The following is a 21,700-nucleotide window of genomic DNA, read 5'->3' on the forward strand; positions in this document are numbered from 1 at the left end:
CACTTCTTTATCAATCCTTATCCGTCTGAATCGAGACCGTGTGATACCGGACTTTCAGCGCGCTGTTAACCAAGGTTTATCTCATGAAGTCTGCCCCACCGCGGTCACCGAATGTTCCGCAACGCATGGACCTGACCCCAAGCAACCTGACCTTTCCGGTAGTGGGTATTGGCGCTTCGGCAGGTGGCCTGCAAGCGGTAAAGGCGTTTTTTGAGCATATGCCCAAAGATTGTGGCATGGCCTTCGTGGTGGTTTTGCATTTGTCACCCGACCATCAGAGCGTGGCGGACAAAATCATCCAGGAATCGACGCGGATGCCGGTGCTGCAAGTCACCGACACCACACCCATCGAAAAGAACCACGTCTACGTCATCTCTCCCGCACAACATCTGGCGATGAATGATGGCTATCTGGCAGTAACCTCCTCGGTGCGCGAAGGAGGTTCGCATATTGCGATTGATCTATTTTTCCGCGACCTGGCAGACACGCATAAGGAGCGCGCGTTTTGCGTGATCCTGTCCGGCACCGGCTCCGACGGCGCAGTGGGGTTGTCGCGCATCAAGGAACAAGGCGGGGTGACCCTGGTACAAACGCCGGAAGACGCCGAGTTCGACGGCATGCCGCTCGCCGCCATCGAAACGCAGATGGTCGACCTGGCGCTTCCGGTGGTGGAAATGCCGCAAAAACTGCTTGAGCTGTGGCGTAACGCTCAATCGATCATCCTGCCCACGGCCAATGACCCAGAGATCCATACCACTCCACCGGCAACCGAACGGGACATTGCCGTTGCGGAGCAGCTGTTGCTGGACATCCTTATCCAGCTACGTGCCAGCACCGGCCACGACTTCAAGCATTACAAGCGGGCAACTGTGTTACGCCGTATTGAGCGACGCCTGCAGGTCACCGCCCAACCCGACCTGGCCAGCTATTACAATTTTCTTGAGGCACACCCCGAGGAAACCAAGGCATTACTTGCCGACATGCTGATTGGCGTTACTAATTTTTTCCGTGATCGCGAGGCCTTCGAGGCGCTGGAGCGCGACGTAATTCCTAACTTGGTAAAATCGCTTCAAGACGCCGCGCCGCATCGTGAGGAGGTGCGCATCTGGTCGGCCGGATGCTCCACCGGGGAAGAAGCTTATAGCTTGGCCATGCTGGTCGCCGATCAACTGGCCCTGGACGCCAGTGGGGCCAAGATGCAAGTGTTCGCCACCGATATCGATGAGCGCGCGATCAGCCATGGCCGCAATGGCGTGTACCCCGAAGCAATCATCACCGACGTCCCGCCTACGCGCCTGCGCCAGTATTTTTCCAAGGAAAAAAACCAGCACTACCGGGTGCGCAAGGAAATCCGCGAAAAGGTATTGTTTGCCAAGCACAGCTTGATGGCCGACCCGCCGTTCTCGCAGATCGATTTGATTGTGTGCCGCAACCTGCTGATCTACCTGGACAGGGAAGTGCAACGCGACATCCTGCAGATGTTCCATTTCGCCTTGCGCCCCGGCGGCTATCTGTTCCTCGGCTCGTCGGAGTCAGCCGATGGCTGCCTTGACCTGTTTGTGCCGGTAGACAAGCGCAATCGCATCTTTCGTGTGCGTGCTGGCTCGACCTCGGTGCGCCGCGCACCCACCATGCCGCGCGGTGGCTATTTGCGCCCCAACATCCTGCCAGCCATCACTGAAACCAAGATGCCGACGAAAGTCTCATTTGCTGAAATTCACCTGCGCGCCCTGGAAAAAGCCGCACCGCCGAGTGTCATCGTCGATCAGCAGGCCGATATCCTGCACATCAGCGAAGGTGCCGGGCGCTTCCTGCGCTACATAGCAGGGGAAATGACGCGTAATTTGCTCGCGTTGGTGCACCCCGACCTGCGCCTGGATATTCGCACCACGCTGTTTCAGGTCCAGCAATCCGGTCTGCCAGTCACCTCGCGCAAGGTGCAACTGGAGCGTGGCCAGGAATTGTTCATGGTGGACATCACGGCCCTTCCCTACCGGGATGACGCCACCGAGAGCGATTTTGTCCTGGTGACGTTCAAAGAGACCCAGGTCGACTCGCAGCAATCGGGCGAGTCCAGCGTCAACCTCGTCGAAAACCAGATGATGAGCAATCTGGAACGTGAGCTGCAGCGTACCAAGCTGCACCTGCAGGACACCATCGAACAATCGGAAGTCTCCAGCGAGGAGCTCAAGGCCTCCAACGAGGAGATGCAGGCGGTCAACGAAGAATTGCGTTCGGCCACTGAAGAATTGGAGACCAGCAAGGAAGAGCTGCAGTCGATTAACGAAGAGCTGCTGACCGTCAACTACGAACTCAAGACCAAGGTAGAAGAAACCGACAAGGTCAACGACTACCTGACCAACCTGATTGCGTCCACCGACATTGCTACCGTGTTTGTCGACCGCAATATGCGCATTCGCTGGTTTACCCCGCGCGCCACGGACATCTTCAGCATGCTGCCGGTGGACACCGGACGCTCCTTGATGGACATCACCCATCGCCTCAACTACCCGGAAATGGCCAGTGACGCGACGAACGTCTTCGAGTCGTTGAGCATGATCGAGCGCGAGATCAGCAGTAAGGACGAGCGCTGGTACATCGCGCGTCTACTGCCTTATCGGTCCAGCGAAGACCATATCGACGGCACCGTGCTGACCTTTATCGACATCACCAAACGTCGCCTGGCCGAGGAAGAGCTCAGGCTGGGCGAAGAACGCATGCGCCTGGTGGCCGAAAGCACCCATGACTTTGCCATCATCATTCTGGACGACCATGGGGCTATCACCGACTGGAACACCGGCGCGGAATTGATCTTCGGCTACACCAAAGACGAAGTGCTGGGCGCTTACTACGACCTGATCTTCTCCCCGGAGGACCGCACCGACGGCGTGCCGGAAAATGAACTGCGCGCTGCCCGCGAACATGGCCGGGGTGAAGACGAGCGCTGGCATGTGCGCAAGGACGGCAGCCGGTTCTACTGCAGTGGCGAAGTCACCCAGCTCAAGAGCGACAGCCTGCGCGGCTACGTCAAGATCGCTCGCGACCTCACCGGCCATAAACGCATTCATGATGAGCAACATAAGCGGTTGATGGAAACCCAGACCAACAGCCATCTCAAGGACGAGTTTTTCGCGGTGATGTCTCACGAGCTCAAACATCCGTTGAACCTGATTCAGCTCAACGCCGAGTTGCTGCGCCGCTTACCGGCCACCAAAGCGACCGGCCCCGCGATGAAAGCGGTCAATACCATTTGCGAGGCGGTTTCCAGTCAGGCGCGGATCATTGACGACCTGCTGGATGTAGCGAGGGTGCGCACCGGCAAGCTCAAGCTGAATAAACAGCCTGTCGACCTGGCCAAAACGCTTCAGGACATCTACAACGTGGTGCTCATCGACGGCCACCGTTGCCAGGTAACGCTGGATATTTCCCTCGCGCCGCAGACCACGCTGCTCGTCGATGCCGACCCTACGCGGCTTGAGCAGGTGATTTGGAACCTGGTCAACAACGCGCTGAAATTCACCCCGGACGATGGCCGCGTGCAGTTGGTCCTCAGCCGCGTGGATGGAGATGGGCATGCGCGGCTGGACGTCATCGACAGCGGCATTGGGCTGGCCGAGCAGAGCCTGGACAAGATTTTCGACCTGTTCAGCCAGGCCGAAAACCAGCACCAGACGCATCAGCGTGAGGGCCTCGGGATCGGCCTGTCGCTGGTTCGACAATTGGTTGAGGCTCACGGTGGTCATGTGAGCGTGCACTCCAAGGGGCTCGGCTTTGGCTGCACATTCTCAGTGCTGTTGCCCCTGAGCGAGCAGCACGATGATCTACCGGCCACCCCGGAAACCCCGGATGAGGATAACCGTCTCGGCGGGTTGACAGTCCTGCTGGTCGACGACTCCGAAGACGTGCTGCTCGTGCTGCAGATGCTGCTTGAAATGGAAGGTGCCGACGTAAAGGCCTTCGGCGATCCGCGACTGGCGCTTGAAGCCGCGAACACCAACCGGTATGACCTGATCATTTCGGACATCGGCATGCCGGTCATGGACGGCCATGAATTGATGAAAAACCTTCGCAAGCTGGATCACTTGCAGGCCACGCCATCCATTGCACTGACGGGCTATGGCGCCGCAAACGATCAGAAAAAAACCGCCGAGTCAGGCTTTAATCATCACGTCAGCAAGCCGGTGGCTCATGAGTCGCTGATTGAACTGATCAACAGTTTGTGCAATACGCAACAATAACGGGCAGGCATTCCGGCGCCTGGCCAGTTCCCAAAAAAATGCCCGCACACCGTGCGGGCAAACAGGAGTGTAACCTGACAGCCTGCAGGAGTAACAGGCCTACTTGAAAGAGCACATGCCCTTAACGCTAGTTAAAAACTTACTTTGATCGCCAGACAAACGGCGTCTCTACACGCTTGATCAGACGGTTGGCGACTCCCCGTTAATGCCTCAAAAAAATATGAACCTTTGTTCCTGTAACCCGACGAAACTAATAGCCGGAGGAACAATGAACAGCTCTTTATTTATTATTGAATACTTCTTACACAACATGCCCAAGGCGTTTATTATTTGGGCCGACACGATGAACAACGCGGAGGCTTGGCACTGGGCATGCTGCGATGCAGGCATCGGCATTATTCCCAAGTCCCGTCATGACAAGATCAGACGCATCAGCAAACCCCTCGCCGAACGTTATGGCATCGCTCAAGTAACGTGGCGCCCATCAGGCAGCATTCCGTTCATCGCCAAACCCTACGCGCCGCCACCGCCTGAATAACAGCGCTCGGCGCTTCTCGCGTTATGACTGCCGTCGCCGGGCCAGCATTGAATACAATTTTTTGACACTTTCCTGAAGTGCCTCTTCAACTCGCTGGTCTAATTGTATTTTTCTGCAAATTGGGCACCATGGGTCATGTCCTATCAAACCCGTATGCGCTTGACTATCGAGCGCGGGGAAGTATTCAACCTCACACGCCGCGCAGCTTTTTCCCGCTTGTTGATGAGACATAAACGCTCCATCCCTGTTTTTTAGATCACGTCTGCAACAAGCGATACCAACAAGCGGGCGTTCTTTCAACCCATGTGTGAAAAAAATTCAAACAAGCGCTTAGTTATTGGCAAGTTGCCATCACTGAAGCAGTGCCGACGCTGACCGATGTGGCGCTTTGTGTCCGGCCCTCATCCGTAGAGGCCTTCAATCATCGCTGTGCCGGTGCGCATCGGCGCAAGGCAGCCGGCCAGACTCGCCTCCGGCAACCCGCTCTGCCTGGTCAATACCCCGCTTGAGGGCGTCGCGCACCGTCCATTCCGCGCCCGGCAACCGTTGGGTCCGCTCGACAACGCAGTGCCCTGTTGCGGTGTAGACACTGACCAGCACTTCAATGTCAGCGTCCGCGCGCTCCCGCGCCCGGACTTCAATGTGGCAGCCGTTTTCAACCTCCTGGGTGAAACATTGCTCGGCCCGCGCTTGCGCGGCCCAAATCTTATAGATGTCGCCTCGAATAAACATACTGTTCTCCTTAAACGGACGCGATACGGTGTTTGAAAGACTCACTTCAATGATTGATGATTCCGCGATTTTAACAACTCGCCGCTGCCACTTTGTCGACAGAAGGCAACTACCGTTTCGCTTGTTAGCCGTTCGTCAGCTTGCGTAACAAATTGTTAAACCAACGCCAAAGACGTTATTCAAAATATTGGGACAGGGGCGTAGTTTCACTTCCGATCATCAGTAGCACGAACAAACACCCGGCAGAAGCGACAACTTCACCGGCGCAGCCAGCTCGCGCCCTGAACAACGAACGCTCTTGGCTGCGTTAAACAAGCGCAGCGTTAAAACACCTGTACGCCGTGCAAGGGTGTCGTGCGGCAGCTTGAAATAAAACGACGGATGCTTAACCACAGGAGCAGGCCATGAAGCGAATAATCGGGTACTCCCTGATGTACCTCGCCGGAACGTTGCTGTTAACGGGGTGCAACTTGGTTGTGTTCAATCCCAAAGGACAGATCGCAACCGACGAGCGCGACCTGATCATTCTCGCCACCGGGCTGATGTTATTGGTGGTCGTTCCGGTGATCGTCCTCATGTTTGTATTTGCCTATCGCTACCGCGCCACCAACAAGAACGCGCGTTATTCGCCACGATGGGCCAGTTCACACAAAATCGAGGCCGTTGTATGGGGCGTGCCGCTGCTTATCATCATTGCCCTGGGCTGGGTGACCTGGGAAACAACCCACGCACTTGACCCCTACCGCCCGCTCGACTCGCAGACGCCGCCCGTAAATGTGCAAGTCGTGGCGACCGACTGGAAGTGGTTGTTCATCTACCCCGACCTGGGCATCGCGTCGGTGAACGAACTGGCCTTGCCGGTGCACACGCCGCTGAGTTTCACCATCACCTCTGACGCGGCCATGACCTCATTTTTTATCCCGGCCCTGGGCGGGCAGATTTATGCCATGGCAGGCATGCAGACCCGGTTGCACCTGATCGCCAACGAAACCGGCCAGTTCACCGGGATCGCCGCTAATTACAACGGTCCCGGTTTCTCCGACATGCATTTTGCCACGCTGTCCTTGAGCCCCAGCGATTTCCAGGCGTGGGTGGCGAAAGTCAAAGGCGCCGCACAGCCCCTCGATCAGGCCAGCTACGCACAACTGGCCAAGCCCACCATCAAGCACCCCGTCACCTATTACTCGGCGGTTCAGGCGCGCTTGTTCCTGGACATCGTCGATAAATACGAAGGCATGAATAAAGCCAACAAGGCCAAGCGCCGCCAGACGCAGTTGGACGAAACAGGCGAGCGCTCCACTCAACATCCGAGCCTGCTGGCTGAGGAGCGTTAACAATGTTCGGGAAACTGTCGTGGGACGCGATTCCAACCACTGAACCCATTGTGATGTACACCCTGGCGATCGTCGGGCTGATCGGTGTGACGCTGGTGGGGTCAATCACCTGGAAACGCAAATGGGGCTACATGTGGCGCGAATGGTTCACCTCGGTGGACCACAAGAAAATCGGTTGCATGTACATCATCGTGGCGCTGGTGATGCTGCTGCGCGGCTTCTCCGACGCGATCATGATGCGCACCCAGCAAGCCATGGCCGCCAGTGGGGGGCCGGGTTACCTGCCGCCGGAACACTATGACCAGATCTTCACCGCCCACGGCGTGATCATGATCTTCTTCATGGCCATGCCATTCGTGGTGGGTTTGATGAACATCGTCGTACCCCTGCAGATCGGCGCGCGTGACGTGGCTTACCCCTTCCTCAATGCGCTGAGCTTCTGGCTGTTCGTGGTCGGCGCGGCGCTGGTCAACATCTCGCTGGGTGTCGGTGAGTTTGCACGCACCGGTTGGGTGGCCTATCCGCCGTTGTCCGAGCTGGGCTACAGCCCGGGCGTTGGCGTGGACTATTACATCTGGTCACTGCAAATATCCGGCATCGGTACGTTACTAACGGGCGTGAATTTCTTCGTGACTATTTTGAAGATGCGCACCGAAGGCATGAGCCTGTTCAAAATGCCGGTGTTCACCTGGAATGCGCTGTGTACGTCAGTGCTGATTCTCGCCGCATTCCCGATCCTGACCGCCACCCTGCTGATGCTGACCCTGGACCGTTACCTGGGCATGCATTTTTTCACCAGCGAGGCCGGCGGCAACCCGATGATGTACGTCAACCTCATTTGGGCGTGGGGGCATCCGGAGGTGTATATCCTGATCCTGCCGGCCTTCGGGGTGTTTTCGGAAATCGCGGCCACTTTCAGCAGCAAGCGCCTGTTCGGCTACGTGTCGCTGGTATGGGCGACGATTGCGATTACCTTGCTGTCGTTCGTCGTGTGGTTGCATCACTTCTTCACCATGGGCTCGGGCGGCAACGTCAACGCCTTCTTCGGCATCATGACGATGATCATCGCCGTGCCGACCGGGGTGAAAATTTTCACCTGGCTGTTCACCATGTACCGCGGCCGAGTGCGTTTCGAGACGCCGATGCTGTGGACCCTGGGCTTTATCGTGACCTTCAGCATCGGCGGCATGACCGGGGTCTTGCTCGCGGTGCCCGGGGCCGACTTCATGCTGCACAACAGCCTGTTTTTGATCGCTCACTTCCATAACGTAATCATCGGCGGCGCCGTGTTCGGCTACATGGCCGGACTCACTTACTGGTTTCCGAAAGCGTTTGGGTTTCGCTTGAACGACAAACTGGGACGCATCGCCTTTTGGTGCTGGATCACCGGGTTTTACTTCGCCTTCATGCCGTCATACGTGCTGGGTTTCATGGGCATGACGCGGCGCCTCAACCACTTCAATAACCCAGAGTGGCGCCCGTGGCTGTTGCTGGAGCTGGTGGGGGTGGCAATCATCCTCTGCGGCGTGGCCACCCAGGCACTGCAGCTGTTTGTGAGTATTCGCCACCGCCAGCGCTATCGCGACCTCACCGGCGACCCGTGGGACGGCCGCACCCTGGAATGGGCCACCGCCTCCCCGCCGCCGGTGTACAACTTTGCCGAGCAGCCAAAAGTCAGCGACCTGGATGCGTATTGGGGCATGAAGGAACGTGGCGTGAGCACCCTCAGCCACACCGATTACCGCAGTATCCATATGCCGCGCAACACTGCCTCGGGCCTGATCATCAGCCTGTTTGCGCTGATCTGCAGCTTTGCCCTGGTGTGGCATATCTGGTGGATGGTGATCTTCGGACTGGTGGCCTCGGTGGTCGCCTTCGTCGTGCGCAGTTATGACGAGGACACCGATTATTTCGTGCCCGCACACGAGGTCGCGCGCATCGAAACGGCGCGCCTCAAAGACTTGGCGGAGGCTTGATCCATGTCTCATACCGTAATCGACAAAGACATTGCCCACACGCAGGAACAGGGCCACGAAGACGCGGGCTCGCTGAGCCTGTTCGGGTTCTGGATCTACCTGATGACCGACTGCATCCTGTTTGCGACCTTGTTCGCAGGCTATGCGGTGCTGCGCGACAGTGTGGCGGGCGGCCCCTCGACCGTGGATATCTTCGAGTTGCCCTATGTGCTCGGCGAAACCCTCTTGCTGCTGTTGAGCAGCATCACCTACGGCTACGCAATGCTCGCGTTGAACCGTAACCAGCCGAGCCATGTGTTGCGGTGGCTGGGGCTGACGTTCCTGCTCGGCGCGGGCTTTATCGCCATGGAGATCAATGAGTTTCACCACTTGATCGCCGAGGGGAACGGCCCGGATCGCAGCGCATTCCTGACTGCTTTTTTCACCCTCGTCGGCACCCATGGCGCCCACGTCCTGACGGGCCTGGTCTGGATGGCGGTGCTGATGGCCCAGGTGCATCAGCGCGGGCTGACCAGCACCAACGCCACGCGACTCAGTTGCCTGAGCCTGTTCTGGCATTTCCTGGACGTGGTGTGGATCTGCGTCTTTACCGTGATCTACCTGTTAGGGGTGGTGTGACATGTACAAGCAAAGTTCGGTTCACAGCAGCGCCGGCACCGCCCATGGCAGCAGCCGGTCTTACCTGGTCGGGTTCATCGTCTCGGTGCTCCTGACCCTGATCCCCTTCGCGCTCGTGATGTACCCGACGTTGCCGCGCACCGTCACCGCCTGGCTGGTGGTGGCGCTGGGCGCGGTGCAAATCATCGCCCACTTGAAGTTCTTCCTGCACCTGGACACGGCCTCCGAGCAACGCTGGAACCTTATCGCGCTGATCTTTTCGGCGGTCATCATTCTCCTGCTGGTAGGACTCTCGCTATGGATCATGGACAGTATTCATCACAACATGCTGGCGCATTGAGACAGTGGGCGGGCCTGTTCAATGTCGGGCTCCAGTTGACCAAACCGGGGATTATCTTTGGCAACCTCACCTCCGTACTGGGCGGCTACTTTCTTGCCGCCAACAGCCACCTGGCGGCCCCTGTGCCGTTGCTCGCCACTCTGCTGGGTACCGCGCTGGTGATTGGTTGCGGCTGCGTGCTCAATAACTGTGTTGATCGAGACATCGACCGGCGCATGGTGCGCACCTGCCATCGGGTGCTGGCAATCCGGGCAGTAACGGTGCCCACGGCGGCAATGTATGCCGTTGCGCTGGGTGCCTGCGGCTTCGGGCTGTTGTGGGCCGGCAGTAACGCACTGTCCTGCCTGCTGGCGCTGGCCGGGCTGATAATCTACGTCGGGGTCTACACCTGCTGGTTAAAGCGTCGCTCCCATTGGGCCACCCTGGTCGGCAGCCTCTCTGGGGCCATGCCGCCCGTCATCGGCTATTGCGCGGTGACGGGCAGCTTTGACCTCACCGCACTGATGCTGATCGCCGTGTTCTGCAGTTGGCAGATGCCCCACTCGCACGCAATCACCGTGATGCGCCACGAGGATTTTCGCGCTGCACGCCTGCCCACATTAACCCTGTCCCAAGTCAACGTTCAGATACAGGCGTACCTGCTGATGTTCCTCGCCTGCGCGACCCTGCTGGGCGTCGTCGCGCAGATGAGTGCGCTGTATTTTTGCGCGATACTCGGTTGTGGCGGTTATTGGTGGGCGCTGGCGGCGAGCGCCATGCGCCTGGCCAACCCCGCACGCTGGGCGCGTAAAGTCTTCGGGTTTTCGATTGTGCTGGTACTGGTACTCAACCTGTCGTTGGCGATTGCGCGTTAGCTGCCGAGCACCTGCTCAAGCACCGCACGCCTCGCGGCGTGCGGTGGCGACAGGTTACAGATCAGGCTTGGGCTGCAGGCCCGCGCCCAGGTCGGCACCGGTGGTTGGGTCGCTGAGCGGGTCCGACACCGTGCGGATTTTCATGGCGCTCAACCGTGCATCGTCGTCGGCATCCAACTGCACGCTCGCCATCCCGTCACCGCCATCAACCGCCGGTTGCGGGTCTTCCACGAACTCCCAGTCTTCGCCCTGGTTCCAGGGGCCCCGGACACTGCCCGCACCTTGCGACATATTAAAGTACACCTGGGTGAACTCCGGCATGCCCGGCAGCTTGCCTTGGGGGAAATTGGGCTGGATCGCGTGCAGGGCCTTTTCGAAAGACAGCTGGTGCGCGATTTCCCGGGTCATGAGAAAGCCCAGCGCCTCTTTGACGCCGGGATCAGTCGTGACATTCATCAAGCGTTCGTAAACGATTTTGGCGCGGGCTTCCGCAGCGATATTGGAACGCATGTCAGCCGTTGGCTCACCGATCGTATCAATGTAGGCGCCAGTCCAGGGCACTCCGGCAGAGTTGGTCAGTGGTGAACCTGCGCCGTACAACAGGCTGGTGATGTGGGAGTCGTTGCCGGCACCGTTGAGCGAACGATACAACTCACCCTCCTCTTCGACCCCTTCGGCCATGCGTCCCTTGGCGCCTTTGTTGAGCATGACGATAATCGAGCCGACGATTTCCAGATGGCTGAGCTCTTCGGTGGCAATGTCCATCAACAGGTCCTTGCGTCCTGGGTCATCCTCGGACAAGGCTTGGGTGAAGTAGCGCGACGCTGCCGCCAGCTCGCCTTGGGCGCCGCCGAACTGTTCGAGTAACAGGTTGGCCAAGCCCGGATTGGGCTCGGCGACGCGTACGGTGTATTGAAGTCGCTTGTTATGTAGAAACATCACAAATCTCCTCAGGCGAATGAACGAGGCGGCGCCCTTGATTGAACGCGCGCCTACCTTCATGTGAAGCAACAGCACGGAGAAAATTTGAAAAATAATGCGTGCGCACGACCAGCGGTACAACGCCGCACGCCAAGCGAAACGGCGGCCTCGGGCCTTCGGCGCTCAATCCGCGCCGTCATTATCGGGCCCTGGCACGACGTCGATGCCGGGCGTGCCGTTAGGCGGAGGCTGCGTGCCTTCGACCCTGCCTTGCCGCCGTTGCGGGTCATCCGGGTGATCCCAATCGGTTGTTGCATTCGGGTCTTCGTCACGTCCGGCAGTGTCGACAACGCATCCGTCATCATTCGGGTTTTGAGGATTTTTTACGAGGATTGTTTCGGTGTTGGAGGGGTCGTGTTTCATGGCGAAAATCTCCAGTCGGTAGGGTATGGAACTGTTTGGAATCGCCTGTGACGTTCGAGTGCAATGCAAAGGACGAATGGCATGCGGTCAACTCGCCGGAACATCGCCTGCCTTTTGCACGTCACTGCAGATAGGTGCTCGACGACCGAGCCCACGACCGGCTGAAGCCGAGAAGAGGATGACCCTCCTGTCTGATAACGAACGCTACATCATCAGTTTCATCGTCGATAACCAGCCAGAGAGCCGGCCCCTTGACTGCGACCGCCACAACCTTTCACCCGACGAGGCGCAAGCGCTGCTCAAGCAGACATTTCCCGAACTGCGCGACGCTCGGCTGACCGACGTGCAGGTGCAAAAGCGCGCGAAGCCCGATGAAGGCGACAACATACCGGAACACTACCAGCAACCGTAAGATAATTCTTACAACTAAGCGAAGCGCTGAATAGTTGCTATCAATTTCATATCGCCGGCGCAGACACCTTTGAAAAACTTATACGAAGCGGTGATTAAATTGCGCGCTCGTATAAGTTTTACTGACAACATGCCGTTCGTCGCCAGAAAATAAAATTCACCAAACATTTTTCATCCGAGCGATATCAGAATAGGTGTCCGTTGTGCAAACGGGTAACTAACGAAGCGCTCACTAGTATGGGAGAACGACCATGACTGCAGGTAATAAAAATCCGGGCAACTTTGCCAATGATCGTGAGAAAGCATCCGAAGCTGGGAAAAAGGGCGGCCAATCGTCAGGCGGAAATTTCGCCAACGATCGTGAGAAGGCCTCTGAAGCGGGCCGCAAAGGCGGGCAAAACAGCCACGGCGGCGGCCGCAAGTCAGACTCCTGATTGATCGCGTGGGGGCAGCCTTGCTGCCCTTCCACACTTGACAATGAGCAGCCACCCTGCGCGAGCGATTGCCTGTATTGAAATCGATCCGCGCCCAAATGGGAGTGAACGTTTACGGTGGACGGGGCAGAAGTTATAAGCAGTTGCCCGTATAAGCTTTAACTTTTCATACTGGCTGCTCGGTCATGCGTCCTGTAACGGCAGACTATAAACTGTGCCATGGGTAACGTCTTGTAGTGATCTGCCTACTGTTGTTAATAAATAATGAGGTAATTGAAAATGTCTCAGGATAAACAAAGTGGTATGTCAGTCAACGAAGCCGGTAAAAAAGGTGGCGAAGCCACTTCGGCCACCCACGACAAAGAGTTCTACCAGGAAATTGGCAGCCAAGGGGGGCAAAATAGCGGCGGGAATTTTAAAAATGACCCGGAACGCGCTGCCGAAGCTGGCAGTAAAGGCGGCCAAAATAGCGGCGGCAATTTCAAAAACGACCCGGAACGTGCCTCCGAAGCTGGCAGTAAAGGCGGCCAGAACAGCGGCGGCAACTTTGCCAACGATCGGGAAAAAGCGTCTGAGGCTGGGCGCAAAGGTGGCGAAAACAGCCACGGTGGCGGGCGTAAATAATTGATACGTCCGAACAGGGGGGTTATGCCCCCCTGTTGCTGCATGGCTGGAAATACGCCTGCGGGATAACCCTCTGCGCCTGCCGACTTGTCGTGGCCTGCGCGCCGCTGCAGATAAACTCAAGCCCTTGGTCTGCCAACGCCTGGTTGTTACTGGCGCGCGCGGCCCAAGTAAGTGGCAGTGTGTGCGGCAACTACCCGATGGACGCCATCTAACGGACGTGAGGCCATGGCGCTCGCCCAACGGCTTGCTGATCCGTTTTATCGGTTCGTTTTGAAATCCAGGAATGAGGTCATGTAGTAGTGGATAACGTATAACGGATTTTTGATAGTAGCGTCTTCAGGCTTTTTTGTTGCTCGATGAGATCAAAGGCTTGATAACTTGAAGGCTTGGTAATCTTAAGCAGTACCGGCCGACTCAGTTTGTACAACTTTTCGCTTCGCCTGTTAGTTTCCATTCGTCGGAACAGGTCGATATAAACGAAACTGACTGCCCATTTGTTCCCTCTCAATACTGAGCCTGTTCGCTCAAGCAGTCTCAAGGTATTACTCCTGTTTTTCCCGTACTAAGTGCGGGCTTTTTTTAGGCTTTAATATGATAAATGAATCGTATGAAGTTAACGGTGGATGTCCATCCAGCCACTGCAACCATCCGTATATCCGAAAGGGCTACTATCTAGGTTTGAGCCCGGATATATACGTATGCATGCGCTGCGGAGAACAGCGCAGGCCTAAAGACTGGGAAACTTTCGAGCGCCGGCGCCTGCCCCCTTCGGGATTACTCAACGTGTCGGACACAACGCCCCCAGGCTGAGGATACGGAATGTAGGTTTAGCGGGAACCGCGGTGATTACAGAGCTATTGGTCTCATGCATCGCCGCGCAGGAGAGATCGATAAGTTGATGAAAGCGATGGCACGCTAACTTAGGCGTTTGTAACGCTTTTCCAGGTTTGCCAATGTTTGTCGTCGGGAAAAGAAAATTTTGTCGACCGCTACTTGACGTGCGTACAAGATTTTTTCATTTGCGCCCGCCGTGCAACCGGCGGACGCTTTTGCAGCGTTACTTTTTGGCTTCCTTATCGGGATCGGCCGATCGCTCCATGAACGCTTGGGTGAGCTGAGGCAAATGCTCAAGCAACCATTCGGCCATCGCGATCTCTTGCGGAAGGATTTTCTCGCACGCCTCTTGGGTCTGAGCATCGCCCGCCACTTGCGCCGCGGCGATGAGCACCGTGTAAGTGGCAACCTCCATGTTCTCGAACACGTAACCCGCCATGGCGCCTTTGATGACCTCATCACTCATCAGCGAGCCCCCCACTGCCTGTCCAAAAGCCATCAACTTGCCACCCAAGTCTTTGAGGGTCGAAGAGCTACCACCCAAGCGTGTCAGGCATTCATTGATGAGGGTTTGCTGGTCGAGGGTTTCCTGGATGTGTTGTTCAATCCGCGCCTTAAGCGCCGGGTAGTGTTCCAGTCGCTCGGATTGCGCTTTAAGCATCTTTTCCGCTTGCTGTTCCATGGCATGCGCGTCACGTAGCCAGTCGAGCAGGTTTTCTTGGGGAGTCGCCATTTGGTAGTCCTCTTTAAGCTGAAAAAACTCCACACGCGCCTACGGCGCGCCATTTTCTTACGTCAGGGTTTAGGCTTGTCCAGCGAGCTCGAGTCCAAATCAGCTCGGTAGTCGGCACGCCCCTATTTATGTGAAACAACCGGCTATTCGAAAATTTCAAAAGAATACTCGCAGCGCGACCAGCGGTCAGAGCGCACAGGGCAAGCGGGTGGTCAGAAGGCCGGGGGTGGCGGGACGCCCGTAAGCGACCGTCAGCTTGATGGAGCGGTTACAGAAACGCTCTCCGCTGACAATCAACTCGCCTTTGCGACGGGTGCTACCAGACGGTTGCAGCCGTACAGCAGTATTCCGACCATGAGCAATGCGGCGCCGCGCAACCAGGTGTCGAGCCCCTGCTGGCTGAGCAGGAGCAAGCAGGAAATAATCGCCAGTACCGGCACCCAGGTCGGCACACGAAAGTGCTGTTCTGCGACTGTGTCGCCGCGCAACACCAGCACCGCAACGTTGGTGCTCAAGAACACAAACAGCAGCAACAGCACGACTGTCTGCGCCAACGCGGCGAGCGTGCCGGTCAGGGTAAGACCGATTGCCACGAGCGTGCTCGCGACAATCGCGGCCCATGGCGTGCGGCGCTTTGGGAGCACCTTTGAAAGAGCCGTGGGTAGCAGCTCCAGACGCGCCATCCCAAACATTAACCGACTGGCCATGATCATGGTCAACAGTGCACCGTTGGCGACCGCAACCAGCGCAATGAATGCGAAGACGTTGGGCGGAATATTCAGGCCTGACGCGCGTACAACTTCAAGCAGCGGCGCTGAAGACCCCGCCAGTTTTTCCATCGGCAGCACCACGGACGCGGCGACTCCAACCCCCATGTACACAATTCCCGCCGTGATCAGCGCAGCAAACAGTGCGCGTGGGTAAACCGTACGCACGCGTTGAATTTCCTCTGCCAGATTGGCCGACGTCTCGAAGCCGACGAATGAGTAGAACGCCAGCAATGCCGCGCTGAGCACTCCAAGCACGGGATTGACGCCAGCCTTGAACTCGAGGGCGCGGCCGAAGTGGGCCTCACTTGACCGAAAGAACCACCCAGCGGCGACGATCACCAACAGTAACCCGGACACTTCGATGACCGTCATGACAACGTTCGCGCCCAGCGACTCCTTGACACCACGTGCATTCAACAACGCAATCATCACCAGGAACACCAGCGCAGCGACAGAGGGTGAGACGTCAATGAATGCCGCCAGGTAATCCCCGGCAAAGGCCAGGGAAAGCCCCGCCGCGCTGGTCACCGCAGCGGCGAGCATGCTGAAGCCCACCAGAAAGGAGATCAGGGGCGATTTAAAAGCCTTCTCCGCGAATACCGATGCAGCGCCGGCATGTGGGTATTTTGTCACCAGTTCGGCGTAGGAGCCGGCGGTGAGCATGGCGAAGAACAGCGCCAACAGCAGCGGGACCCAGATGGCACCGCCGACTTCGCCTGCAATGGTGCCGGCGAGTGCATAAACGCCCGCGCCGAGTACATCGCCAAGAATGAAGAGGAACAGCATCGGCCCGGTTATGGCACGGCGCAACCTGGGTTTGGATTGAGCTTGGGGCACTGATGTGGGTTCGTTCATGGACGACTCTTAGGGCGCAAACAATGAGCAATCAGCCGGCGCGGCACCGGATAAGATTCACCGGGGGTCTGACCTATCAGTCGATTGGGCCGATATTGATCGTACGATCAGCGCCGAGCCCAGCAACCTTGGCCAACACTTCGGCAGGTGTGCGTTTTGAAAAATGCACCACGTAGCCCATGCCGCTACCGTCCTCCTCTATTGCCTTCACCCACAGTTCGACCTCGTCGGCCGCTAGACCTAACGCATTGCCGACCTGACGATTACGTTTGCCGCTGTCGTTGTCGTCCATTGGGTAGCTTTCCATCGACCCGCCTCCTCGTTGTATGCGTGATGGCACTTCACAGTATGTGCGTTGTTTGAAAATGGATGCCGACAGCGCGCAAAGAGTTCGATTTCTTTGCCTGCTCACTTTTTGCAACAGGCCCGGATCACTGCGCCTGTTCCGACGCGCATGCACGTTGCGCTGCGCGTAATCGGCAGGCATCGCCGAACGCCTCGAAAATGGCCAAGTAGTCAGGGTTGGACGTGACCTGCCATTCCGGATGCCACTGGATCCCTAGTGCAAAAGCTACGCTGTCCTCAACGGAAAGCCCTTCCACCAATCCATCTTCCGCGACCGCCTCGATGCGCAGGCCACCTCCCACACTGGCAATGCCTTGGCTGTGAACGGAATTGACGTCGATCACACCGGCCAGTCCCAACCGGGCGAGTAAGCCACCCGGCTGCACAGTAATGGCATGCGCTCGATCATATTGCTGTTCAATCGGTTCATTGCTCGGCGGCTCGTGCTCGGCGCCGGGCGGATCGAGCCGCTGATGCAGTGTGCCGCCAAAGGCAACGTTCATTTCCTGCAGACCGCGGCAGATTCCCAATACAGGCAAGCCAGCCTTAACGGCCGCACGCCAGAGCGGCAGCGCCAGTTGATCGCGGGCGGGGTCGCACGGCATTCCCGGCGGACTGGGCGGCCCGCCGTAAAGATGCGGTTCGATATCTGACGGTGCGCCGGTAAACAGCAATCCATCCAGATGGTGAATGATCTCGGCGGGGTCAAGCCTGTCCGCAAGGACTGGCAAAATCACGGGCAGCCCCTTGGCTGCGGTACAGACCGCCTGCGAATACTTCGTGTCGTTAATCTGGACCGCGTGCTGACCGATTTGCCATGAGCAGGCGGTGACGCCGATGATAGGCAGGTGCGACATATCAACCTCGTGTTATCGCTAGCGTTGTGCCGAACGGATCGGCATTCATTTGCGGCCTGTAGTGCTGTGTGCAACCGACACGGGAAACGCGTGAGGCTGTCTAGGCCCCGCAACTTTCTTTGAGCAAAAGGTCAACAACGGCGTGTCCGCCGCGCAGCATCGACGATTGGTCATTGAAGGCCCGCAGTTGGCGCTCGGCGCTGGTGCCGTCTCGCAACAGCTGCCGTGCCTGGGTGAAAACATCTTGTTCGCCCAGCGCGTGGGCGGCGCATCCAAATTGCTGTTCGGCGATCGTCAGCCAGCGCTCGAGGGATATCGCCTCAGTATCCGGCGCCAGCACAAAGCGCCCCTGGGCGCCCCAGCGCCGAGCCTGGATGCGGTTTTCTTTGAGTAACCAGTGACGTTCGAGGCTATATAGGCTACCGGGTGCCGGTAACAGGCAGGCATGTTTGACCATCACCCTGAACAGCCCGGCCAAGACCAGTGCGTCGCTCAACCGTGGGCACGCGTCGGTCATGCGCAACTCCAGCGTCGGGTAATTTAAAGAGGGTCGGCAACCCCACCAGACATTTGCATCGCTGGCTACCGCGCCGATACGCTTCAATAAGCCCAGGTAGTGCTCAAAACTTTGCTCATCCGGCAAGTATTCAGGGATACCCATACGCGGCCACTCGTCACACACCACTTGCCGGTAGCTGCAGTAGCCACTGGGTTGACCCTGCCACAAGGGCGATGAAACGCTCAGAGCCAGCAGCATCGGCAACCAGGGCAATACCTCGTTCATCACCGCGATGCGGTCTACGCCCGCCGGGATCTCTGCGTGAACGTGCAGACCGCTGAGCACGCTACGCTGCGCAACGATCTGAAACTCATCGAACAAGCGTTGAAAATGCGCCTGCGAGGTCGCCCGTTGCGCCTGCCAATCGGCCATGGGGTGCGCGCCGCTGCTGATAAACCCCAGCCCGAGTTCGGCCAATGCCTGGTTCAGTTCCCGGCGCACGCGGCCAAGGTAGGTGGCAGCGTGTGCGGCATCGTCAAACACCGGCGATGCGACTTCGACCTGGCCTTGGAACATCTCATAGGAAAAGCCCTCGCCAATGGCCTCGCGACACGCCGCCAACACCCGCGCCGGCGGCTCGGCGAGCAGGCGTCGGCTGCGCAAATCAATGATGAAATACTCTTCTTCAATGCCAAAGCGCTGTATGTGGTCCATGGCCGGTCAGCTCAGGCGCGTAACGGTCAGCGCCACTGCGGCGATGCGCTCGACCCGCTCGTAGCCGGGTTTTTCCAGTTCTTCGCCGAACACGTCAGGGTCCAGTTCGCGGTAGGTCCAGCCAAACGCGTCGCTGGTCAACATGGCACGGGCGGCCTCAAGGAACGCATCGCGACCGTCGACCATCGCCACGCCGGAGTAGAGCAACAAGGTGCCGTCGCGCGCCAGGCGCGGCAGCGCTTCACGCAGGATGCGCAACGACAGCGCTTCACCCAGTTCGCCGCCGCCATGGCGGTAGGCGCGCTGTTGACCGTCCTTCATGTAGGGCGGGTTGGCGAGGATCAGGTCGAAGCAGCCGTCGACGCTGTCGAGCACGTCGCTGTGATAGACGCTGACGTTCGGCGTCTCGGCCAATTCGGCGTTGACCGCGCTCAGGCGTAGCGCCTTGGGGTTGATGTCCACCGCCAGCACCTCAGCGTCATGGCGCGCACGCGCCACCAGCAAGGCACCGGCGCCCGAGCCGCAGCCGATGTCCACGGCGCGGTGGATCGGCGCAAAGCGCTCACGCAGACAGTCGTCAATGACGCCGGCAAAACGGTAGGTGTCGGGGCCGAAAAACACCGAGTCCGCGTCCTCGGTTGGAAACGCCGAATGTGCCAAGAGCAACGGGCCCAGGGTCGACCAGCGTACCGTGCTGTGCCAACGCCCATGCGCCTTGACGACAATGCCGGTCTCTTGCAGCTCCCGCCATTCGGTGGGCTCGAACACCTGCGCATCAAAGGGTCGCGACCAACCGAAAATCCCGCGCATGTCGCTGGCCGGCGCATTATCCAAACGGGCGTTGACCCGTTGGTGGGTCAGCGGCGTGGGCGTGATAAAGCGATAGTCATCCGCCTGCAAGCGGCGGCCCAAGTGCAGCAGCGCCCGGTCGGCACGGGACTGGGCCGATGAAATGGGCGGCGACGAATACAGCAGCGGATCGGCCATGGGCGCATTCCTTGTCAATCAGCGCAGGCGTGCGCGCAGTTCAATAAAACGCCGAGTGGCGAACAAGCCAGCGGGGCGATGATGACGGTCAGGGCGCAGCCACGGTAACAACAGGGCTAACGGCTGCTCGCCGTTGTGCGACGCCAGTGCCTCTTGGAGTGCATGCATTTCGGGGTCGTGGGGCGTGGTTGCGTTCGCGTCTGGCGACACGGGCAGCGCTGAGCGTGGGCGAGCAATACGTTTTGCATCGCACCAATCCCCGGCGATCCAGTCGCGCAGCAATTGTTTTTCATAACCACTGAACACGCCGAACATGGCGGCCCCTGCGCCGTCGATCAATTGCCAGAAACGGCTGTCTTCAGGGGCCTGGTGTCGCTTGATCCAACCCTTGTCCTGCAGGGCTTGCAGGAAACCGCGAACCTGCCCCGGTTGCGACAGCCACTGATTGACAGTCTTGCCTTCAAAGCGGCAGTAATCGGAATGCATGTGCTGGCCGAACGGGCGCTTGCGTTCAAGCATCGCGACCAGTTCGTGTTCCAGGTCAAACGCCTGAATGATGGCCGTCGAGCCCACGCCAAGGTCGTTCAACTGGTAACCGCGGCGCACCCGTTGCCAATACTCGGTCGGGTCCATACCTTGGGGCATCAACGCCAGAACCGCTTGCACCGCGCGGCGGGCGTGGCCGCTGCTGGCGTTGTCGATGGTCACATGAAGGCTGAAATAATAGGGGTCAATGCCCAGCTCCGTGAGTTCGTAGGCGCAGATGAGCAGGTGCAGCGGCAGTTGTTCATAGCCCAGGTTATAGCCGACGATTTCCGGCATGTGCCGTTGGGCGCTGTGGCCCAGTGCCAACTGGATGGCGCCTTGGTGAAAGTGTTGATCTTGCCAGTCGAAATCGCCGTCGCAATCTTGCTCGGCCAACAGGCGCTGGTAAATCGCGACATGGTTCTGCGCCGACTCGCCGTCGCCGAGCTCTTCCAGGTAGGTGGTCAAAAGCCCGTCGTAGCGATAATCCGGCCAGTGCGCAAGCACCCCGTAGAGCCAGGCACCGTCGACGTGTTTGGTCGGCGCCACGCATTGCAGGAAATACAGGGCGTGAGCTTTATTTTGAAAATAGCGGCGGTCGCCGCCTTGCTGTCGACCTTGCAGATACTGCGCGTATGCCTGGGCAACCGCGGTGCAATTGTGTTCAACCCACTCCATCAGTTGGTCAGGCGATGTTGGCAACGGCGCATCGTCAGCGGGTCCGACGAGCTCCAGCTGCGCCTCCAGGAAATCTGCCGCCTGCTGTGAAGTTTTGGCGTCCCAATCGGTAAGCAGACTGTGGTACTGGCTGCGCAAAGTACCCTCATGCAGCCACTGGCTGGACGCATTTTTCAGGGTTTGAAAGACAGTCATAAACGGCTCCTTGGGTGGCGGACCAGGCGCATCCTCCAGCGGCCACCGGCAGGCAGGTACACGCCGAGTGCAACGGGACAAAACAGGAAGGCTATGCAACCGGGCAATGCAGGCATGGCAGGCTCCATCCGCAAATTTTTATTCGGGCCTACGCGACTGCGAAGGCCTGTTACAGGGCGCTTTTTTTTGCGCCTCTATTACGAAAGAGCTGCACGCTGGGCAAAAATTCCATCGGCGTTCGCCCGCACCTGACCAAGTGATG

The 21,700-nt window shown here is 58.3% G+C and carries 20 protein-coding genes; 10 read left to right on the forward strand and 10 right to left on the reverse strand.

What is annotated here, in order from left to right; genetic code table 11:
• The first annotated feature begins 83 nt into the window (after positions 1–83).
• Both QF039_RS12990 and QF039_RS12995 read left to right on the forward strand, forming a co-directional pair.
• Positions 84–4,238: a CheR family methyltransferase gene (locus tag QF039_RS12990; protein ID WP_307518651.1), complete on the forward strand. Its 4,155-nt coding sequence runs from the start codon at positions 84–86 to the stop codon at positions 4,236–4,238.
• Positions 4,239–4,506: 268 nt separating this feature from the next.
• The gene (locus tag QF039_RS12995) at positions 4,507–4,776 is read left to right on the forward strand and encodes a DUF6555 family protein (protein ID WP_307518653.1); all 270 of its coding nucleotides are present in this window, start codon (positions 4,507–4,509) and stop codon (positions 4,774–4,776) included.
• A gap of 417 nt (positions 4,777–5,193) precedes the next feature.
• Here QF039_RS12995 and QF039_RS13000 read toward each other — a convergent pair whose 3' ends face one another.
• Positions 5,194–5,508: a hypothetical protein gene (locus QF039_RS13000; RefSeq protein ID WP_307518655.1), complete on the reverse strand. Its 315-nt coding sequence runs from the start codon at positions 5,506–5,508 to the stop codon at positions 5,194–5,196.
• A gap of 404 nt (positions 5,509–5,912) precedes the next feature.
• On the opposite strand from QF039_RS13000, the gene cyoA reads away from it, so the two are divergent.
• The 5 genes from cyoA to cyoE are packed head-to-tail and all read left to right on the forward strand — an operon-like array spanning position 5,913 to position 10,630.
• Positions 5,913–6,842, forward strand: a complete 930-nt coding sequence (gene cyoA, locus QF039_RS13005) for a ubiquinol oxidase subunit II (protein WP_307518657.1) — start codon at positions 5,913–5,915, stop codon at positions 6,840–6,842.
• Between the two features lie 2 nt (positions 6,843–6,844).
• Positions 6,845–8,818 carry a cytochrome o ubiquinol oxidase subunit I gene (gene cyoB / locus QF039_RS13010; RefSeq protein WP_307518659.1) on the forward strand — a complete coding sequence of 658 codons (1,974 nt, stop codon included), beginning with the start codon at positions 6,845–6,847 and terminating at the stop codon, positions 8,816–8,818.
• A 3-nt stretch (positions 8,819–8,821) separates the two neighbouring features.
• On the forward strand, positions 8,822–9,436 hold the full coding sequence (cyoC, locus tag QF039_RS13015) for a cytochrome o ubiquinol oxidase subunit III (protein WP_307419035.1): 615 nt from the start codon (positions 8,822–8,824) through the stop codon (positions 9,434–9,436).
• A gap of 1 nt (position 9,437) precedes the next feature.
• Entirely contained in the window at positions 9,438–9,776 is a 339-nt protein-coding gene (gene cyoD / locus QF039_RS13020; protein ID WP_307518661.1) for a cytochrome o ubiquinol oxidase subunit IV, read from the forward strand.
• Complete coding sequence (gene cyoE, locus QF039_RS13025; protein ID WP_307518663.1) at positions 9,773–10,630, forward strand: heme o synthase; 858 nt, start codon at positions 9,773–9,775, stop codon at positions 10,628–10,630. The genes cyoD and cyoE overlap by 4 nt, the downstream gene beginning before the upstream one ends.
• A 54-nt stretch (positions 10,631–10,684) precedes the next feature.
• Here the strand turns inward: cyoE and QF039_RS13030 are convergent, their stop codons facing one another.
• Together QF039_RS13030 and QF039_RS13035 are read right to left on the reverse strand one after the other, a co-directional pair.
• The gene (locus QF039_RS13030; protein ID WP_307518665.1) at positions 10,685–11,569 is read right to left on the reverse strand and encodes a manganese catalase family protein; all 885 of its coding nucleotides are present in this window, start codon (positions 11,567–11,569) and stop codon (positions 10,685–10,687) included.
• 165 nt (positions 11,570–11,734) lie between these two features.
• Positions 11,735–11,974 carry a hypothetical protein gene (locus tag QF039_RS13035; protein ID WP_307518667.1) on the reverse strand — a complete coding sequence of 80 codons (240 nt, stop codon included), beginning with the start codon at positions 11,972–11,974 and terminating at the stop codon, positions 11,735–11,737.
• Positions 11,975–12,152: 178 nt separating this feature from the next.
• Between QF039_RS13035 and QF039_RS13040 the strand changes: the two genes are divergently transcribed.
• From QF039_RS13040 to QF039_RS13050, 3 genes are all read left to right on the forward strand, one after another.
• Positions 12,153–12,386: a hypothetical protein gene (locus QF039_RS13040; RefSeq protein ID WP_307518669.1), complete on the forward strand. Its 234-nt coding sequence runs from the start codon at positions 12,153–12,155 to the stop codon at positions 12,384–12,386.
• A 250-nt stretch (positions 12,387–12,636) separates the two neighbouring features.
• The gene (locus tag QF039_RS13045) at positions 12,637–12,819 is read left to right on the forward strand and encodes a general stress protein (RefSeq protein ID WP_307518671.1); all 183 of its coding nucleotides are present in this window, start codon (positions 12,637–12,639) and stop codon (positions 12,817–12,819) included.
• 279 nt (positions 12,820–13,098) lie between these two features.
• The gene (locus tag QF039_RS13050) at positions 13,099–13,443 is read left to right on the forward strand and encodes a general stress protein (RefSeq protein WP_307518674.1); all 345 of its coding nucleotides are present in this window, start codon (positions 13,099–13,101) and stop codon (positions 13,441–13,443) included.
• Between the two features lie 1,060 nt (positions 13,444–14,503).
• Here the strand turns inward: QF039_RS13050 and QF039_RS13055 are convergent.
• From QF039_RS13055 to QF039_RS13085, 7 genes are all read right to left on the reverse strand, one after another.
• Positions 14,504–15,013 carry a ferritin-like domain-containing protein gene (locus tag QF039_RS13055; RefSeq protein WP_307421392.1) on the reverse strand — a complete coding sequence of 170 codons (510 nt, stop codon included), beginning with the start codon at positions 15,011–15,013 and terminating at the stop codon, positions 14,504–14,506.
• Between the two features lie 293 nt (positions 15,014–15,306).
• Positions 15,307–16,638 (reverse strand): APC family permease, encoded by a 1,332-nt coding sequence (locus QF039_RS13060; RefSeq protein ID WP_307518677.1) that lies wholly within the window; start codon positions 16,636–16,638, stop codon positions 15,307–15,309.
• Between the two features lie 76 nt (positions 16,639–16,714).
• Positions 16,715–16,945, reverse strand: coding sequence for a hypothetical protein (locus QF039_RS13065; protein ID WP_058821852.1), 231 nt, complete (start codon positions 16,943–16,945; stop codon positions 16,715–16,717).
• Positions 16,946–17,069: 124 nt separating this feature from the next.
• Positions 17,070–17,840, reverse strand: coding sequence for a gamma-glutamyl-gamma-aminobutyrate hydrolase family protein (locus QF039_RS13070; RefSeq protein WP_058821853.1), 771 nt, complete (start codon positions 17,838–17,840; stop codon positions 17,070–17,072).
• A gap of 100 nt (positions 17,841–17,940) precedes the next feature.
• Complete coding sequence (locus QF039_RS13075) at positions 17,941–19,053, reverse strand: carboxylate-amine ligase (RefSeq protein WP_307518682.1); 1,113 nt, start codon at positions 19,051–19,053, stop codon at positions 17,941–17,943.
• 6 nt (positions 19,054–19,059) lie between these two features.
• Positions 19,060–20,040 carry a class I SAM-dependent methyltransferase gene (locus tag QF039_RS13080; RefSeq protein WP_080397805.1) on the reverse strand — a complete coding sequence of 327 codons (981 nt, stop codon included), beginning with the start codon at positions 20,038–20,040 and terminating at the stop codon, positions 19,060–19,062.
• 18 nt (positions 20,041–20,058) lie between these two features.
• Positions 20,059–21,438 carry an iron-containing redox enzyme family protein gene (locus tag QF039_RS13085; protein ID WP_058821855.1) on the reverse strand — a complete coding sequence of 460 codons (1,380 nt, stop codon included), beginning with the start codon at positions 21,436–21,438 and terminating at the stop codon, positions 20,059–20,061.
• Between the last annotated feature and the right edge of the window lie 262 nt (positions 21,439–21,700).

This window comes from Pseudomonas sp. W2I6 (assembly GCF_030815935.1).
In the GTDB taxonomy this organism is placed as follows: Bacteria; Pseudomonadota; Gammaproteobacteria; order Pseudomonadales; family Pseudomonadaceae; genus Aquipseudomonas.